The following is a 13,840-nucleotide window of genomic DNA, read 5'->3' as shown; positions in this document are numbered from 1 at the left end:
TATAGTTGCAAATAATCCTGGCTGAAAACAACGATGATTGCAGGTTGGGGGATTTATAATTGCAGGTCGCTACAGATATACCGCGCAATAACAGATGATTATTGTTTTTTGGATATTGTTTGGTTTAGTCGGTGCGATTTCGTTTCTTACCCTCGCTTGAATACGAGTTTCAGCGAGTGGTCTCTAAACCAATCAATTCCCGCTCATTTCGATAGAACTTACGCTTCGCGCGAGAATTGCCAATCATCCCAACAGTATTGGAGATTAAATGTATGCAATGCGTCGATCGCACTCAATCCGTTGCTGTCTGTCGCCCCCTTGGAGCACTAGAGCATCTCTTCTGGCTCCACGATCAAGCTCATCCCTTCCATTTCGCTCTCACTGCACAAATAAAAGGAAGATTCAGCGTTCACCAACTTCAGCAAGCACTGACTGTCGTACAGCAACAGCATCCATTACTGCCAGTTCGCATTGCCCTTGATGAAGCAGAGCAACCTTGGTTTGTTGAAGACTCTGCCTCCATTCCACTGCGAGTTGTGCAGCGACAATCCGAACAACACTGGCAGCGAGAAGTTGAGCGAGAAATTGAAACACCGTTTGTCTGGTCGCAAGCTCCGTTAGTGCGTGTCGTCTTAGTTCACTCAGGCAATGATGCACAATTATCAGAATTAATTGTGACGTGCCATCACTCGATCGCAGATGGAACCTCGATTACTTACTTAATTCGAGATATTTTGCAAGCGATTGCGCTCCGCGCACTGCCCTCAAGGGCACTCGCTACACCCACTGCCTTCGGACAGTCTTTACCTGTTCCGCCGTCGCGAGAGGACTTGGTTCCAGGGAAAGCCCCGCAAACGATTTCTGGGTTAAAGCCGATGCCTAAATTCACAAGGATGAGCAGTTCCTTCCCAGTTGTGCAACCGGCGAGGCAAAATAACCGTCAATCGGTCAGTTCCGGTTCGCTTTCACCCGAAACAACGCGGTTGCTCCTGACTCGCTCTCGGCAAGAGCAAACGAGCGTTCATGGGGCGATTTGTGCCGCTTTTCTCTTAGCAGTCCGTCACCAAAATCATTCCGAACAGCCACAGAACCTCAGGTGTATGTCACCGATTAATCTCAGACCCTACTTGACATCTGTCAACCAGGAAGATGTCATTCTCTGGATTAGTGCTGGACGGACATCGCACCACTTAAGCGGTGATGCCAATTTATGGGATGTTGCTCGTTCTGTGAAGCAGCAACTCAATCAAATCATGACACCAGACAAGCTCTTTGAGGAAATTTTCCAAACTCAGGAATGGGCATCCACCCATCCCAGTCCCGATGTCGTCCTACAAGGATTTAAAGACCAATTATTCGACTCCGACATAGGCGTTAGCAATTTGGGGCGACTGACAATCCAGCAACAGTTTGGAGAGCTTGAACTTCAGGCAATCTATGGACCTGTTGTGAGGACAGGTGCCAAAAACGATGTGGGCGTGGCGACTTTGGGCGAGCGGCTATTTGTCACGCTGGTGTCTGAAGAATCGGTGATGTCGCGAGCGCAGTCGAAAACACTTCACGAGGAGGCAATACATCTACTGAAGGAGGCGATCGAATAGGCAGTGTCAGTTTGCGTTCCCCCGACCCCAAAGACGCACCGATAATTCAAATGAACTATCTCCAAAGTGAAGCTGATGTGCAAAAGCTCGTTCTCGGGATTAAATTACTCCGTAACTTGTTCGGTGCAAGTGCTTTTGATGAGTTTCGCGGTAAGGAAGTCGCTCCGGGTGCCGAAAAGCAGAGTGATACAGCACTCAAAGCTTACGTCCGAGAAGTTTGCGATACGGTGTATCATCCGGTCGGCACCTGCATTCCGGGGTACTGACCCAATGGCGGTGGTAGATCCTGAACTACGAGTACATGGAATTGAGGGGTTGCGTGTTGTCGATGCATCGATCATGCCAACGATCACCACAGGCAATACGAACGCGCCCACCATTATGATTGGTGAAAAAGCCGCCGATTTAATTAAAGCCGCAGGTCGCGTTTCACAGCAAACACTTTCAGCAATTACAAACTAACTCCTTCGCAATTATGGGGTTCCCTATACCCTTTTCATGAGCTCAAAGCTTAAGAGTCGAGCTAAGGCAACGTACTTTTGCACAGTTCTTCGCTTAGGTGCTGCATCACACGCACAAACACAGATGGATCATCCAATCCTTGAGATAGAATCAATGAACCTTGAATCGCGATCACCGCATTTTCTGCACGCTGTTGAGCAAGTCTCTCATCCATACCAAACTCAATTAGTACGGTGGCGATCGCATCAATCCAGTTCCGACAAATTGCTTTCACTCTATCATGAAACACATCGCGGGCCGAACCCAAGAGCAAAATCGCAAATAAGCAAGGTTGCTTTCCCCCGTCATAGGCTTCATTCACGCGATCGCACATCTGCTGCAAGCGAGATAAGGGTTCTCCTCGGCTGTTGAGCGTTTGCAGAATATTTTGGTCTAACCAACACTCAAGATAATTCAGCACCGCTTCAACCATCTCATCCTTACCGCCAGGGAAGTGATGATAAAGGCTAGCTTTCCCTAATCCAGTTGCTTGAGAAATCTTGGATAGAGTTGCGCCATCATAGCCATACTGCCGAAACAGGTGCAGCAGACAGGGAATATAAGTTTCTTTAGGCATTTATCGTAAGTTTCAAGTTTTCTATTGACATTGTACCGTTCATTCGGTACATTAATCTTATACCGAATGAACGGTACAACTTTAGCAGCTTAAGAGGGCATTATGCCACGTAAGTTTGGAGAAATTGCTTTTACACCACAAGTGCAAGCCGCACAAGAACAAAGGGGTTCACGGCAGACCTATGAACGCTATATTGCGAATGGTCCTGATAATGATTCCATTACTCCCAAGATTGAGGAATTCATAGCGCAACTCGATGGGTTTTACTTGGGAACCGTCAGTTCTAATGGCTATCCCTATATCCAGTTTCGGGGCGGACCCTCTGGTTTCCTGAAGGTTCTCGATGAGAAAACCCTCGGCTTTGCTGACTTTTCTGGAAATGTGCAGTACATCACGGTGGGCAATTTGTCTGGCAACGACAAAGCGTTTTTGTTCTTGATGGATTATCGTCATCGCAAACGCATTAAGATTTGGGGAAGAGCGGAATCTGTTGAAGGGGATTCAGCATTAATTGAACGACTACGAGTTCCAGATTATCCTGCCGCAATTGAACGCGCTATCCTCTTCCACGTAGAAGCCACCAGCGAGAATTGTCCTCAGCATATTCCCATCCGTTATTCAGAAACAGAAGTAGCAGCGATGATGGCTCCTCTGCAAGCTCGGATTGTTGAATTAGAACAGCAGTTGGGCAATCGCACTTCTTCAATGACTACTAATTACACAAATTATTAATTACCAGGAGTAATCTCATGACACAATCTTTCTGGTTTTTTGGTTCTCGCCTCACCATCCTTGCCGACCACACCACGACAGGAGGTCAGTACGATCTGATTGAAGGCTATTTCCCACCTGGCTCACAGACTCCTCCCCATCGCCACACACGTTATTCTGAACAACTCTATGTGCTGTCCGGAGAGTTCACGGTTTGGGCAGGTGAGAACAAGGTTGTCCTAAACGCAGGTGAAAGCTTCCTGATTCCGGTTGGCACACCTCACGTCGTCGCCGCGCTTAGCGATAAGCCTGCTCGTGGGTTGGTCGTTGCTGCACCCAGTGCCTTTGCTCGGCTGATCAAAGCAGTAGGGACGCTCTCTGAAACAGAACCAGCGGACATGGAGCTAGCTGAACGCATTTCCGCCGAGATTGGCGACGAAATTCTGGGACCACCCGGAGCTTTGCCCGCCACTGCTACAAGAACATAGCAATCCGTCGAGAGCCCCGAACAAAAAATAAGTGGTATTCCGTTGGTGGCAGCAGGTAAAGCTGAAGATAAAGCATATGAGTATTAAACCCTCTAAAGTTGGTATTGTCGGTGCAGGAAATGTTGGCGCAGCCATTGCTAACGCTTTGGTGCTTCTCAGTAAATCTGTGACCGTAGTGCTGTTTGATCGCAACTTATCCAAAGCCGAAGGACAAGCCTGGGATATTAATGATGCCATTCCGTTGTTAGAGGAAATGGATGTTATTCCCTCTAATCGCTACGAAGATTTAGCCGATTCTGATATCATTGTTGTGACTGTTGGCGCAACCCCAACACCCCGACAGTCACGCTTGGATGTACTCGGTGCAAATGCAGCAATTCTGCGTCCGATTGTGCGGGAATTAGATCGAGTTGCCCCTGATGCGATCGTCATTCTCGTCAGCAACCCCGTGGATATTCTCACCCGAATTGCGATCAAAACGTCCACGCGATCAGAGCATTTAATTTTTGGCTCAGGAACGGTTTTAGATACTGCCCGACTACAATATCAGCTTGGCAAGCGACTCAATGTTGATAAGAACGATGTGCATGTGCAAGTGATTGGGGAACATGGCGATAGTGAGTTTCCAGTTTGGTCAAATGCTGCGATCGGGATGATTCCGTTAACTGAGTTTCCGCTACCTAAAGGTACGTCATTAGAACAGATTCAGATAGAACTCGCCGACGTAACTCGCGATCGTGGTAAGGCAATCATGCAGCGAAAAGGACACACCAGCTATGGCATTGCCACAAGCGTTGCTCAATTGGTCGATGCCATTCTACGAGATGAAAAGCGAATGTTTACGGTTTCTGTTAAGGCTTCACCTAGTTACGGGGTGGGAGATGAGGTTGTGCTGGGACTCCCTTGTATCATTAGCAAACATGGCATTGAAAGCCGCCTTGTATTGCCTAGAAATGCAGTTGAGCAACATTTACTGGAAGTTTCTGCCGCAAAACTGAATCATGCTTACAAACTGTTGTCTGAGGCACAACGACAAGAAAAAACTTTCAATACCCAACTCATTGCAAGCTAAAAGACAGCAAAGTAGTACAACTGCTTGAATTCGGGAACTTTAACCTTGAGCTAACTCATAGAAGCGATCGCGTACTCGATCAGTATCTGCTGAGGGTATGTCGGTTCAAAGACGGCAGGATCGCCACCCTCGAAACGGGAAAGTAGGGGCTAGGACACGAAAGTGTTCCAATTATCCGGCTCGTACGATAAATACCCCTCCTTCCATTCCTTCAATATTAATCCGGAGATGCATCATGAGATCCATAACACTTCAAAACTCAATCCCTCAAATCACTTTTGTGGTATCTAAAGTATTCTTGTCAACAGCACTGGCAGCAGAACTGATTGGAATTTCAGTGACCAGTACAGCGGCAGCAACGTTAGGAGCGTCAGCGCAGAGCGCCACAACATTTCCACAACCAGGACATCCCATTTTGATTGCAACAGCGTATACCGATTTATCATTACCCACCCTGCGTCCTGGGGATCGAGGTAGAAGCGTTCAATTGTTGCAGCAAATTCTCTCAGATAATGGTTTTTTACATGCGGCAGGAGTCAGATTAGGAAATCCGCGTGGTGCGATTGTTAATGGAGTGTTTGGTCCCATTACGGAATCTGCCGTGAGAGATTTACAGAAACGGTACAAAATTCGAGTTACAGGGCAAGTGAATCCTCATACATGGGAAGTGTTGGATATGCATGAAAATCCTTATCGATCGCCACTTCCCTGGAAATCATAACTCTTTACCAAGGCTGGAGTTATACCAATTGGGTTTGAGTTTGACACCTATTCTCGAATTGCTTCCCCCAAAACATCGGGGAGTGGAGGGTTCTAAATGTGACATTGGAAAAGCCAATTGGTATTAACTGGTGGAAAAGAAATCAAAGATAGCCGTCTTGTGGTAATACCTAATGATCCCCATGCAATCAATTGGACTCATGCCGATCAGGTCAACCCTGTGCTGGTGGACTTTCTAAAAGGAAATTAAGCAGCATTCCAACGTCCACGCTCGTTGTCAGCGGTGGTATGTCACACAAAACCTGACACACCACCGATCAACCCAGGTTCAGTAAACCTCACATTGTGGAGAAATAGTCATGTTTGCAACCCAAATGAATCAGAACGGTCTTGTGTTACAACCCGGTCAGGGGTCATCTTACTGGGTGCTGGGTGACCTGTATACCTTTAAGAGTGTGAGCAACGATACCAATGGAACGTATTCGCTAATGGAGATGATCGTTTATCCCCAGACTGGCTCACCTCCCCACATCCACAGCCGTGAAGATGAATCCTTCTTGGTTCAATCGGGAGAAATTCAGTTTCAAATTGATGGACAAACCCTTGTGGCAACACCTGGAACTTTCATCTACTCACCCATTGGGCAGCGCCATCTGTTTGCAAACATCAGCGACCAACCTGCGAAGATGCTGTGTTGGATAACACCGGCTGGACTGGAGCAGTTTTTTATGGAAATTGGCACTCCGGCTGATGATCCAACTGCCTCCCCACCCCCTGTCACGGATGCAGATATCCAAAAAACGATCGCCCTGGCTCCCCAATACGGTCTGACCATTCTTCCTCCAGACTCCGCTACCAATTAAACTCTGCCAACAAAAGGAGGACTTATGCTTAGTCAAGCAAAAATGTCAACCATCCAAATGCAACCCAACGAGTTATCTGACAAGAGAGTGCTGGTGACAGGCGGGACTAAAGGCATGGGCGAAGCGATCGTTAACCGTCTGCGGCAAGCCGATGCAACGGTCATCGCAACCGCCCGCTCAAAGCCTAATGAACTTCAATCACCGGATTTATTTATTCAGTCCGACATCAGTACGCCTGATGGAGTGGAAAAAGTTGTCAAGGAAGTGTTCGCTCGTCTGGGCGGCGTGGACATCCTGATCAATAATGTTGGTGGTTCTTCGGCACCGAGCGGTGGTGCACTTGCTCTAAGTGATGAGGATTGGCAGCAGACATTCAATGCTAATTTATTTGCCGCTGTCCGCTTAGATCGGGCGTTTCTGCCCCAGATGCTAGAACAAGGTTCAGGTGTCATCATCCATATTTCATCTATCCAGCGCACCCTGCCGCTTTATGCAACCTTGCCATTAGCTGCGGCGAAAGCGGCGTTGACGAACTACAGCAAAGGACTCTCCAACGAAGTTGCACCTAAAGGAGTGCGGGTGAATACGGTTGCTCCCGGTTTCATCGAGACGCCAGCCACCACAAGACGGATCGAGAGATTAGCTGCAAATGCAGGAACGGACTTTGATACTGCAAGACTTGGGTTGATGGATTCCCTTGGGGGGATTCCGATGGGTCGCCCTGGTCGCCCCGAAGAAGTGGCTGAACTGGTTGCTTTCCTGGTATCTGATCGCGCTTCTTATATCAACGGTACTGAATTCGTTATTGACGGCGGAACCATTCCAACAGTGTGAGACATACTTTGTAATTATTCAAAGGAATGCCCAATGAAAACTCAAGTGCAAAACATCATCTATTCACAATAGCAAAACAACAACTTGGTGACACTACCAATGAGGAGTTGAATTATGCAGGCTAAGTCAAAGGAAAAATCTACCCGCCTGATTACTTTTGCAGTCAGTCATTACTGTGAAAAAGCACGATGGGCGTTAGAACGGCTCAATATTCCTTTCATCGAAGAGCCTCATGTGCCAGGTTTTCATTGGCTCTTTACCCTTCCCACTGGAGGGAAATCGGTGCCAGTTCTGTTAACAGAGGCTGGTACGTTTACCAATTCTACGGATATTCTGCACTATCTTGATACGCTCGCTCCAACAAGTTATAGACTTTACCCTGCTGATCCTAAATTACGCCGCGAAGTGGAAAACCTGGAACATTTGTTCGACACTGTTCTAGGAGTATCCGTTAGACTTTGGCTTTACTTTTACCTGCTTAACAGCCACAAGTTAATGCGGAAGTTGTGGTGCGATGGTGTACCACCGATTGAAAGCATATTGTTTCCAATTGTCTTCCCTCCAGTGCGCTCTTTTGCCCGGAAATATTACAACATTACGCCACACTCAGCTGATCGTTCGCTCAATCGAATTAGGAGACTCTTCGAGAAGGTAAACAAGCTGCTTGAGTCAGATGGACGTTCCTACTTGGTTGGGAATTGCTTCTCAGCAGCAGATCTTACCTTTGCCTGTCTCGTTGCTCCCCTACTTATACCACCCGAATATGCTGGCAAAACGCTAGATTTACATGAATTCCCCGATGAAATAGCTTTAGTACATCACGAGCTACGAGAATCTCCCGCAGGAGCATTCGTGCTGCGTTTGTTTCGCGAGGAAAGGCGTACCCAGTTGTCGCTAATGGAGATCTTAGGCTCATGACAACCATCCAAATTAACCCCAACGAGTTATCCGACAAGAGAGTGCTGGTTACAGGCGGGACTAAAGGCATGGGCGAAGCGATTCTCCAAGGGAGAGGCTACGCCAACGTCAAACGTATGCGGCAAGCCGGTGCAACGGTCATTACAACCGCCCGCTCAAAGCCTAAGGCACTGCCTCTGTTGCCAGAGGACGCTTCCATCATTCTAGGATTGTCTGGTTTCAAAAGCTGATCTCTGTTCGTTGTTCGAGAAGGTACGGTGGCTAGGCAATTGCCATTTCAAGGAAAGAGCTAACTCATATTGTCACAACCAACAATGCTCTTTGGTCTTATCCATGCCCTAAAAATACCCATCACCAAAACCGTTGAGGAGTTCGTTGCTATGAATGCAAATAACGGCATTATCAGTCAGCTCAGCCCATATTCAGTAACCGAAACCATCGATCGCTTAGAAGCTATCCTTCAGGCAAAAGGCATCACCATTTTTGCCCGCATCGATCAACAAACTGAAGCCAAAAAAGTTGGACTCAGCCTGCGTCCAACACAGTTATTGCTGTTTGGCAACCCTGAAGCCGGAACACCGCTGATGGTGGCAGAACCGACGATTGCTCTGGATTTACCCCTGAAAGTAGTGGCATGGGAAGCGGCTGACGGCAAGGTGTGGCTGAGTTACAACGATCCTGATTACTTAAAACAGCGGTTCTCTCTCTCCGATGAGTTGGTCAAAAACATCGCGGTCATTGCACCTTTAATCAATCAAGCACTCCAATAGACCTCTTGCAAAAGTGGTGCAATGATATAGTTAAAAATTTGCAAAAATCAACGTTCTACTTTGAACGATTGTAGTCTTCAGAAGATGTAGCTCTTCTGAATAGAAATTAGCTAATCTTTCATTATACTATAAAATGACTTTTGTAAGAGGTCTAAAGTCATTTTCAATTGATACTGCTATGAGGAGAATGTCATGAAACTGACAAAGCAAAATCTCTCAGAACGTACTGATTATATTTACGACGTGATTGTGGTTGGTGGTGGAGCAGGTGGTTTATCTGCCGGAATTTATCTGCAACGCTATCTTCTTTCCAGTTTAATTATCGATAAAGGTAAAGCCCGCTCTTTCTGGATGCAGGAACTGCACAACTATCTTGGATTACCGCCAGATACACCGGGGCGATCGCTCCTGCGGCAAGGCAAGGAGCACTACCTTACTCTAGGTGGTGATATGCTCGATGCCTTTGTGGAAGAGATTGTGGATGAGGGAGAAACCTTTGCCGTAAAAGTCAAAATTGGTCGGCAAGACAGCTTCCATCAAACATTTCATGCCAGATATCTGATTGCTGCCAGTGGCATTATTGATTACCTGCCTAATTTGGATAATATGCGAAACGTGTTTGACTATGCTGGGTACAATATGCACGTTTGTTTAATCTGTGATGGCTACGAAATGGCAGACAAAAAAGTAGGCGTGTTTGCCAGCACTGCCAGCAACGCGGAGGTTGTTTTTTCTCTAGGTTGGTTTACACCTCACATCACACTATTCACGCAAGGAATGTTTGAAGTCGGCTATGAGTTACGCCAGAAATTGCAAGATAATGGTTATCAAATAATCGAAACGCCGATTCAACAATTCCTGGGCGAAGACCATCAGATGAATGGAGTGGAACTGGAAGATGGCACAGTAATTGGGCTAGAAGCTGGTCTGATCTCAATGGGGTCGAAGTATCACGCCGATTATCTGGAAAAGTTTGATCTCGAAAAGCAGGGCGGAAACTTAGTCACCGATAAGATGGCGCGGACTTCCCATCCCCGTATTTTTGCGATTGGGGATCTCAAAGTCGGACTGAATCAAGTTGTAGTTGCCGCCGCAGATGGGGCATTAGCAGCTACCCAAATCTGGCGAGACTTGCGTCGCAGTCGTCCAATGGCTGGTAGTGGCTCAGAGATGTTGAGCGGTCGTTAAATTAGCAGTCCGTGCCTCGTAGATTTTCAAAGCAGGTCTAATAAACAACTCATTCATTTTTTCGATATCCCATGTTGGCTGTCGTAATTGAATGCAATCCAAAACTTTGGAGCTAAAGATGAAACTTATCTCTGTCAACGTAGGACTTCCGCGTGAAGTGACCTGGAAAGAGAAAACAGTTACAACTGGAATTTTCAAAGAGCCAGTCAGCGAACGGGTGATGGTGCGAGCGCTCAATTTAGACGGTGATGGACAGGCGGATCTCACCGTTCACGGAGGAGCAGACAAAGCAGTTTATGTCTATCCGTTCGAGCATTACGATTACTGGCAAGGTGAATTGCCTGACACAGAATTGCCGCTAGGCATCTTTGGTGAGAATTTCACGACAACTGGACTGAGAGAAGAAGAACTCAACATTGGTGATCGCTTTGAGATTGGCACTGTAAAACTGATGGTGACACAACCTCGCCTACCCTGCTATAAACTTGGGATTCGATTTGGACGACCGGATATGGTGAAACGATTTCTCGCAAGTCGTCGAACCGGATTTTACTTTCGTGTTTTGCAAGAGGGCGAAGTCGGAGTTGGAGACACTCTAGAGTTGGTGAGCCGGAATGAGAACAACATCACCGTTGCCGATATCACTCAACTTTATGTTCGTGAGCAGGACAATCCAGAGTTACTTCACCGCGCTGCTCAACTTGAAGCTTTACCCGAAAGTTGGCGCAACTACTTCCAGGAGCAAAGTCGTCGTCAGGATGTGAGATAGATTAACCTACCATAAAATCCCACCATTTTACCTCTATCACCTGACAAATTACGAACGAGGTCGATGCCCTTAAAACGCCTGAACCCTTGTGAATACTAGAGCTATTTCCATTTGAGATGAAAGTCCTTCTATATCCTTCTATATATAGATTTGAAGCCATTTTTGTCTCAGTTTTTGTCTAAGCTCCGATAAAACCGAACATTCCTTTACAAGAGGTTTTATGTTTATCGATTACATTTCACTCATGCTCATTAATCTAGCGGCTGGACTCGCTCTGTTAGCTACCTATGTATATTCTGGTCTTGGTAGTTCAAATCAGAAACGCTGGGTTCCAGGGTTTGGTGTAGTCGGTGCCATCGCTTTAGTCACTGGCTTACACATGACGTTTACCTGGCCGATTCCTGGTAGTTTCAATATTGCCTTTGGTGAAACAACTGCCCTGTTTGGCATTCTATTTGTAGCAACTTCACTCACTCTGGCAATGGGTTGGGAGCTACTTACTCTGGGTATTTATGGATTCTTTGCAGGACTTGTATCGCTTCTCATTGGCTTTCGCATCATCAACCTGGGACTAACACCAGTTGCTGTGCCAGCAGGAATTGGGTTTATTCTAGTTGGCTTAGGAGGAATTTTTTCTGCACCAGCCCTCTCTCTCAAAGAAAACCGATTGTTGCGAAATATTGGAGCAATTGTGTTAATTGTGGCAGCCCTCATCTTTGGTTTTATTGGATTGACTGCTTACTGGGTACATCTTGCTGACTTCTCGACATGGCAGCCCCTGTCAAAGTAGTCGCTGTAACGACCATCATTAATAACGTAACTAAAAAAGAGTTAAATCATGCAGAACATCACGCTTGACACCATCACTCAAGCCGTCATTAATCATGGCGATCGCGGCAAATCTCACCCCCGGCTGTATGAAATTTACACCAGCTTGGTTCGACATTTGCATGAGTTTGTGCGTGAGGTGAATCTAACTGAATCAGAATTGCAGCAGGGACGTGATTTTCTCAACTCTGCAAGTCATCACACTCAAGAGATTCCCACTGGAGAAATCCATATGTTAACGGATATACTAGGGATCTCAGAGTTGGTAGAATTGCTACACAGTGCCCATCGCGGTACAGAAAGAAATTTAGAAGGACCATTGTATGTGCCGAATGCACCAGAACGGCTCCTGGACGATCGCTTAGGTATTGATCCAGAAGGTGACACGCTTTTCCTGTCAGGCAGGGTTTTAAATTTGAACGGTCAACCGATCGCCAATGCTGTGATTGATGTTTGGCAACCGAATTCCAAAGGATTATATGATATCCAAGAGCCATCTCAGCCCTTGGGGAACTTTCGGGGAAGTTTCAAAACCAATGCAAGTGGAAAGTATATGTTTGAAACGGTGGTGCCACTAGGTTACAACGTGCCAACTAGTGGTCCATCTGGTGAGTTGCTGCGACTGTTGGGACGGCATCCCTGGCGGGCGGCTCACATCCATTTCAAAGTCACTGCCCCAGAGTACACTGGGCTGACAACACAAATTTTTATTGCTGGCGATCCTCACCTGGATTCAGATACAACCTTTGCAGTGCGTAGAGCGATCGTTGAATTACAAAAGCATGAAGCACCAGACGAACTCAAGGCACGGAATCAAAGTAAACCGTTTTACACAACGGAATTTGATTTTGTGTTGAAACCCGTTACTCTCTCTAGCACAGAATCATAAAGCAACGGCTGCACATTATGTCTACACCATCAATCCAGAACAATCCGCTCATTGGCATTTGGAAGTTAATTTCTGCAACTGCTATTCACGCTGATGGAACGGTGACTCCAGACGTGTATGGAACTCATCCTGTTGGTCATTTACATTACACATCAGATGGTCACATGATGGTGATGTTTTCCAAGAGCGAGCGCTCACCTCTGAGTCAAGAGGTTCAATCGCCGCTAAGTCGGGAACTGCAATCTCTACCCGTGGAAGAGCTTGCTCAAGCATTTACGACATTCAATGCTTACGCTGGAACTTATACCTTGAGTGGCAACACAGTAACTCACCAGATTGAAATTGCATCAATTCCTAATCGCGTTGGTACAGCGTTAGTTCGCACCTTTACTCTAAGTGAAAACCGAATAACGCTCGTGACACCGCCAGTCTTGAGTAATGGTGTTGAAACGGTTTTTGAGTTGGTGTGGGAGCGCATTTAATTGCTTTGTTATTCAACCCTTAAGAGGCTTTATGTTTCTACAACTTGGGGCAGATCTAGCGTAGTTGACACCAGGGGCAAACTAAACTGTTTAGTTTCAAGAGATTTTCAACAACAAGACTATTAATGCTTACAATGCCTAAGTTTTAGCAGTTTGTACGCCAGTTTTATAAGAATGACCACATATTGGACAAAAGCGGTGTCTAGTAGACACCACCAACTCGCCACAATTGACACAACTAGCCCGTAACTGCGTACCGCAGAGATAACAAAACTTAGCTTTAACATGACCCCACATAGGGTCAGCAGCATTTCCAGGACTCCAACACTGGGGACAAAATTTTACACCTTGGACAAGTTGAACCTCTTCACCCTTGGTTACAGCTTCTAAAAACTCCTGGGGTACTCCCAAGGCCAGCGCCAAACCGCGCAGCGTTTTTTGATTGAGTTTTGTCGTCAATCCACGCTCAATCTTCCCCACCGACCGAGAATGGATTCCGGCAGCATCCGCTAACTCAAACTGAGTCATCCTGGAGAATTTTCTCATTCTCACCATATAGTCAGCAAGGGATTCAGAGGGTCGCGGGGTTTTAGAAGTATCCATCAGACGCTGCCAATATTTACTTCAAA

General features: G+C 46.5%; 18 protein-coding genes and 1 pseudogene. 17 read left to right on the top strand and 2 right to left on the bottom strand.

Annotated elements, in window-relative coordinates; genetic code table 11:
- Positions 1-272: 272 nt before the first annotated feature.
- Together V5G28_RS17060 and V5G28_RS36750 are read left to right on the top strand one after the other, a co-directional pair.
- A complete protein-coding gene (locus tag V5G28_RS17060) occupies positions 273-1,601 on the top strand; it encodes a phthiocerol/phthiodiolone dimycocerosyl transferase family protein (protein ID WP_336231047.1) in 1,329 nt (442 codons plus the stop codon).
- Positions 1,601-2,063, top strand: a pseudogene (locus V5G28_RS36750) (GMC oxidoreductase); the annotation flags it as partial. The gene V5G28_RS17060 and the pseudogene V5G28_RS36750, both read left to right, overlap by 1 nt.
- A 61-nt stretch (positions 2,064-2,124) precedes the next feature.
- Here the strand turns inward: V5G28_RS36750 and V5G28_RS17045 are convergent.
- Positions 2,125-2,679: a TetR/AcrR family transcriptional regulator gene (locus V5G28_RS17045; RefSeq protein WP_336231042.1), complete on the bottom strand. Its 555-nt coding sequence runs from the start codon at positions 2,677-2,679 to the stop codon at positions 2,125-2,127.
- A gap of 102 nt (positions 2,680-2,781) precedes the next feature.
- Here V5G28_RS17045 and V5G28_RS17040 point away from each other — a divergent pair, with 102 nt between their 5' ends.
- From V5G28_RS17040 to V5G28_RS16970, 15 genes are all read left to right on the top strand, one after another.
- On the top strand, positions 2,782-3,411 hold the full coding sequence (locus tag V5G28_RS17040; RefSeq protein WP_336231041.1) for a pyridoxamine 5'-phosphate oxidase family protein: 630 nt from the start codon (positions 2,782-2,784) through the stop codon (positions 3,409-3,411).
- A gap of 17 nt (positions 3,412-3,428) precedes the next feature.
- The gene (locus V5G28_RS17035; protein ID WP_336231039.1) at positions 3,429-3,878 is read left to right on the top strand and encodes a cupin domain-containing protein; all 450 of its coding nucleotides are present in this window, start codon (positions 3,429-3,431) and stop codon (positions 3,876-3,878) included.
- Positions 3,879-3,954: 76 nt separating this feature from the next.
- Positions 3,955-4,950, top strand: a complete 996-nt coding sequence (locus V5G28_RS17030) for a malate dehydrogenase (RefSeq protein WP_336231037.1) — start codon at positions 3,955-3,957, stop codon at positions 4,948-4,950.
- Between the two features lie 235 nt (positions 4,951-5,185).
- Positions 5,186-5,671, top strand: a complete 486-nt coding sequence (locus V5G28_RS17025; protein ID WP_336231036.1) for a peptidoglycan-binding domain-containing protein — start codon at positions 5,186-5,188, stop codon at positions 5,669-5,671.
- Between the two features lie 117 nt (positions 5,672-5,788).
- A complete protein-coding gene (locus tag V5G28_RS17020) occupies positions 5,789-5,920 on the top strand; it encodes an alpha/beta fold hydrolase (protein ID WP_336231035.1) in 132 nt (43 codons plus the stop codon).
- A gap of 109 nt (positions 5,921-6,029) precedes the next feature.
- Positions 6,030-6,533: a quercetin 2,3-dioxygenase gene (locus V5G28_RS17015; protein ID WP_336231033.1), complete on the top strand. Its 504-nt coding sequence runs from the start codon at positions 6,030-6,032 to the stop codon at positions 6,531-6,533.
- Between the two features lie 24 nt (positions 6,534-6,557).
- On the top strand, positions 6,558-7,367 hold the full coding sequence (locus tag V5G28_RS17010; protein WP_336231031.1) for an SDR family oxidoreductase: 810 nt from the start codon (positions 6,558-6,560) through the stop codon (positions 7,365-7,367).
- Positions 7,368-7,481: 114 nt separating this feature from the next.
- On the top strand, positions 7,482-8,285 hold the full coding sequence (locus V5G28_RS17005) for a glutathione S-transferase family protein (protein WP_336231030.1): 804 nt from the start codon (positions 7,482-7,484) through the stop codon (positions 8,283-8,285).
- Entirely contained in the window at positions 8,282-8,515 is a 234-nt protein-coding gene (locus tag V5G28_RS17000) for a hypothetical protein (RefSeq protein ID WP_336231028.1), read from the top strand. Before V5G28_RS17005 ends, V5G28_RS17000 begins: the two co-directional genes overlap by 4 nt.
- 69 nt (positions 8,516-8,584) lie before the next feature.
- A complete protein-coding gene (locus tag V5G28_RS16995; RefSeq protein ID WP_336231026.1) occupies positions 8,585-9,055 on the top strand; it encodes a DUF302 domain-containing protein in 471 nt (156 codons plus the stop codon).
- A 192-nt stretch (positions 9,056-9,247) separates the two neighbouring features.
- Positions 9,248-10,243, top strand: coding sequence for an NAD(P)/FAD-dependent oxidoreductase (locus V5G28_RS16990; protein WP_336231024.1), 996 nt, complete (start codon positions 9,248-9,250; stop codon positions 10,241-10,243).
- A gap of 118 nt (positions 10,244-10,361) precedes the next feature.
- Positions 10,362-11,012 carry an MOSC domain-containing protein gene (locus V5G28_RS16985; RefSeq protein ID WP_336231022.1) on the top strand — a complete coding sequence of 217 codons (651 nt, stop codon included), beginning with the start codon at positions 10,362-10,364 and terminating at the stop codon, positions 11,010-11,012.
- A 220-nt stretch (positions 11,013-11,232) separates the two neighbouring features.
- Entirely contained in the window at positions 11,233-11,802 is a 570-nt protein-coding gene (locus V5G28_RS16980; protein WP_336231021.1) for a DUF981 family protein, read from the top strand.
- A 48-nt stretch (positions 11,803-11,850) separates the two neighbouring features.
- Positions 11,851-12,729, top strand: a complete 879-nt coding sequence (locus V5G28_RS16975) for a dioxygenase family protein (protein ID WP_336231020.1) — start codon at positions 11,851-11,853, stop codon at positions 12,727-12,729.
- A 17-nt stretch (positions 12,730-12,746) separates the two neighbouring features.
- Positions 12,747-13,211, top strand: a complete 465-nt coding sequence (locus V5G28_RS16970; RefSeq protein ID WP_336231019.1) for a lipocalin-like domain-containing protein — start codon at positions 12,747-12,749, stop codon at positions 13,209-13,211.
- A 138-nt stretch (positions 13,212-13,349) separates the two neighbouring features.
- On the opposite strand, the gene V5G28_RS16965 is transcribed toward V5G28_RS16970, so the two are convergent.
- Positions 13,350-13,814, bottom strand: a complete 465-nt coding sequence (locus tag V5G28_RS16965; protein ID WP_336231018.1) for a double zinc ribbon domain-containing protein — start codon at positions 13,812-13,814, stop codon at positions 13,350-13,352.
- Between the last annotated feature and the right edge of the window lie 26 nt (positions 13,815-13,840).

The organism is Scytonema sp. PRP1 (assembly GCF_036697665.2).
GTDB lineage: Bacteria > Cyanobacteriota > Cyanobacteriia > Cyanobacteriales > Nostocaceae > Kalymmatonema > Kalymmatonema gypsitolerans.
This window is presented reverse-complemented; position numbering and strand designations above follow the sequence as displayed.

What these genes read in the sequence shown, in the direction of transcription:
- V5G28_RS17060 (WP_336231047.1), top strand. Translation starts at nt 273, where the DNA reads ATGCAATGCGTCGATCGCACTCAATCCGTTGCTGTCTGTCGCCCCCTT.
- V5G28_RS17045 (WP_336231042.1), bottom strand. Translation starts at nt 2,679, where the DNA reads ATGCCTAAAGAAACTTATATTCCCTGTCTGCTGCACCTGTTTCGGCAG.
- V5G28_RS17040 (WP_336231041.1), top strand. Translation starts at nt 2,782, where the DNA reads ATGCCACGTAAGTTTGGAGAAATTGCTTTTACACCACAAGTGCAAGCC.
- V5G28_RS17035 (WP_336231039.1), top strand. Translation starts at nt 3,429, where the DNA reads ATGACACAATCTTTCTGGTTTTTTGGTTCTCGCCTCACCATCCTTGCC.
- V5G28_RS17030 (WP_336231037.1), top strand. Translation starts at nt 3,955, where the DNA reads ATGAGTATTAAACCCTCTAAAGTTGGTATTGTCGGTGCAGGAAATGTT.
- V5G28_RS17025 (WP_336231036.1), top strand. Translation starts at nt 5,186, where the DNA reads ATGAGATCCATAACACTTCAAAACTCAATCCCTCAAATCACTTTTGTG.
- V5G28_RS17015 (WP_336231033.1), top strand. Translation starts at nt 6,030, where the DNA reads ATGTTTGCAACCCAAATGAATCAGAACGGTCTTGTGTTACAACCCGGT.
- V5G28_RS17010 (WP_336231031.1), top strand. Translation starts at nt 6,558, where the DNA reads ATGCTTAGTCAAGCAAAAATGTCAACCATCCAAATGCAACCCAACGAG.
- V5G28_RS17005 (WP_336231030.1), top strand. Translation starts at nt 7,482, where the DNA reads ATGCAGGCTAAGTCAAAGGAAAAATCTACCCGCCTGATTACTTTTGCA.
- V5G28_RS17000 (WP_336231028.1), top strand. Translation starts at nt 8,282, where the DNA reads ATGACAACCATCCAAATTAACCCCAACGAGTTATCCGACAAGAGAGTG.
- V5G28_RS16990 (WP_336231024.1), top strand. Translation starts at nt 9,248, where the DNA reads ATGAAACTGACAAAGCAAAATCTCTCAGAACGTACTGATTATATTTAC.
- V5G28_RS16985 (WP_336231022.1), top strand. Translation starts at nt 10,362, where the DNA reads ATGAAACTTATCTCTGTCAACGTAGGACTTCCGCGTGAAGTGACCTGG.
- V5G28_RS16980 (WP_336231021.1), top strand. Translation starts at nt 11,233, where the DNA reads ATGTTTATCGATTACATTTCACTCATGCTCATTAATCTAGCGGCTGGA.
- V5G28_RS16975 (WP_336231020.1), top strand. Translation starts at nt 11,851, where the DNA reads ATGCAGAACATCACGCTTGACACCATCACTCAAGCCGTCATTAATCAT.
- V5G28_RS16970 (WP_336231019.1), top strand. Translation starts at nt 12,747, where the DNA reads ATGTCTACACCATCAATCCAGAACAATCCGCTCATTGGCATTTGGAAG.
- V5G28_RS16965 (WP_336231018.1), bottom strand. Translation starts at nt 13,814, where the DNA reads ATGGATACTTCTAAAACCCCGCGACCCTCTGAATCCCTTGCTGACTAT.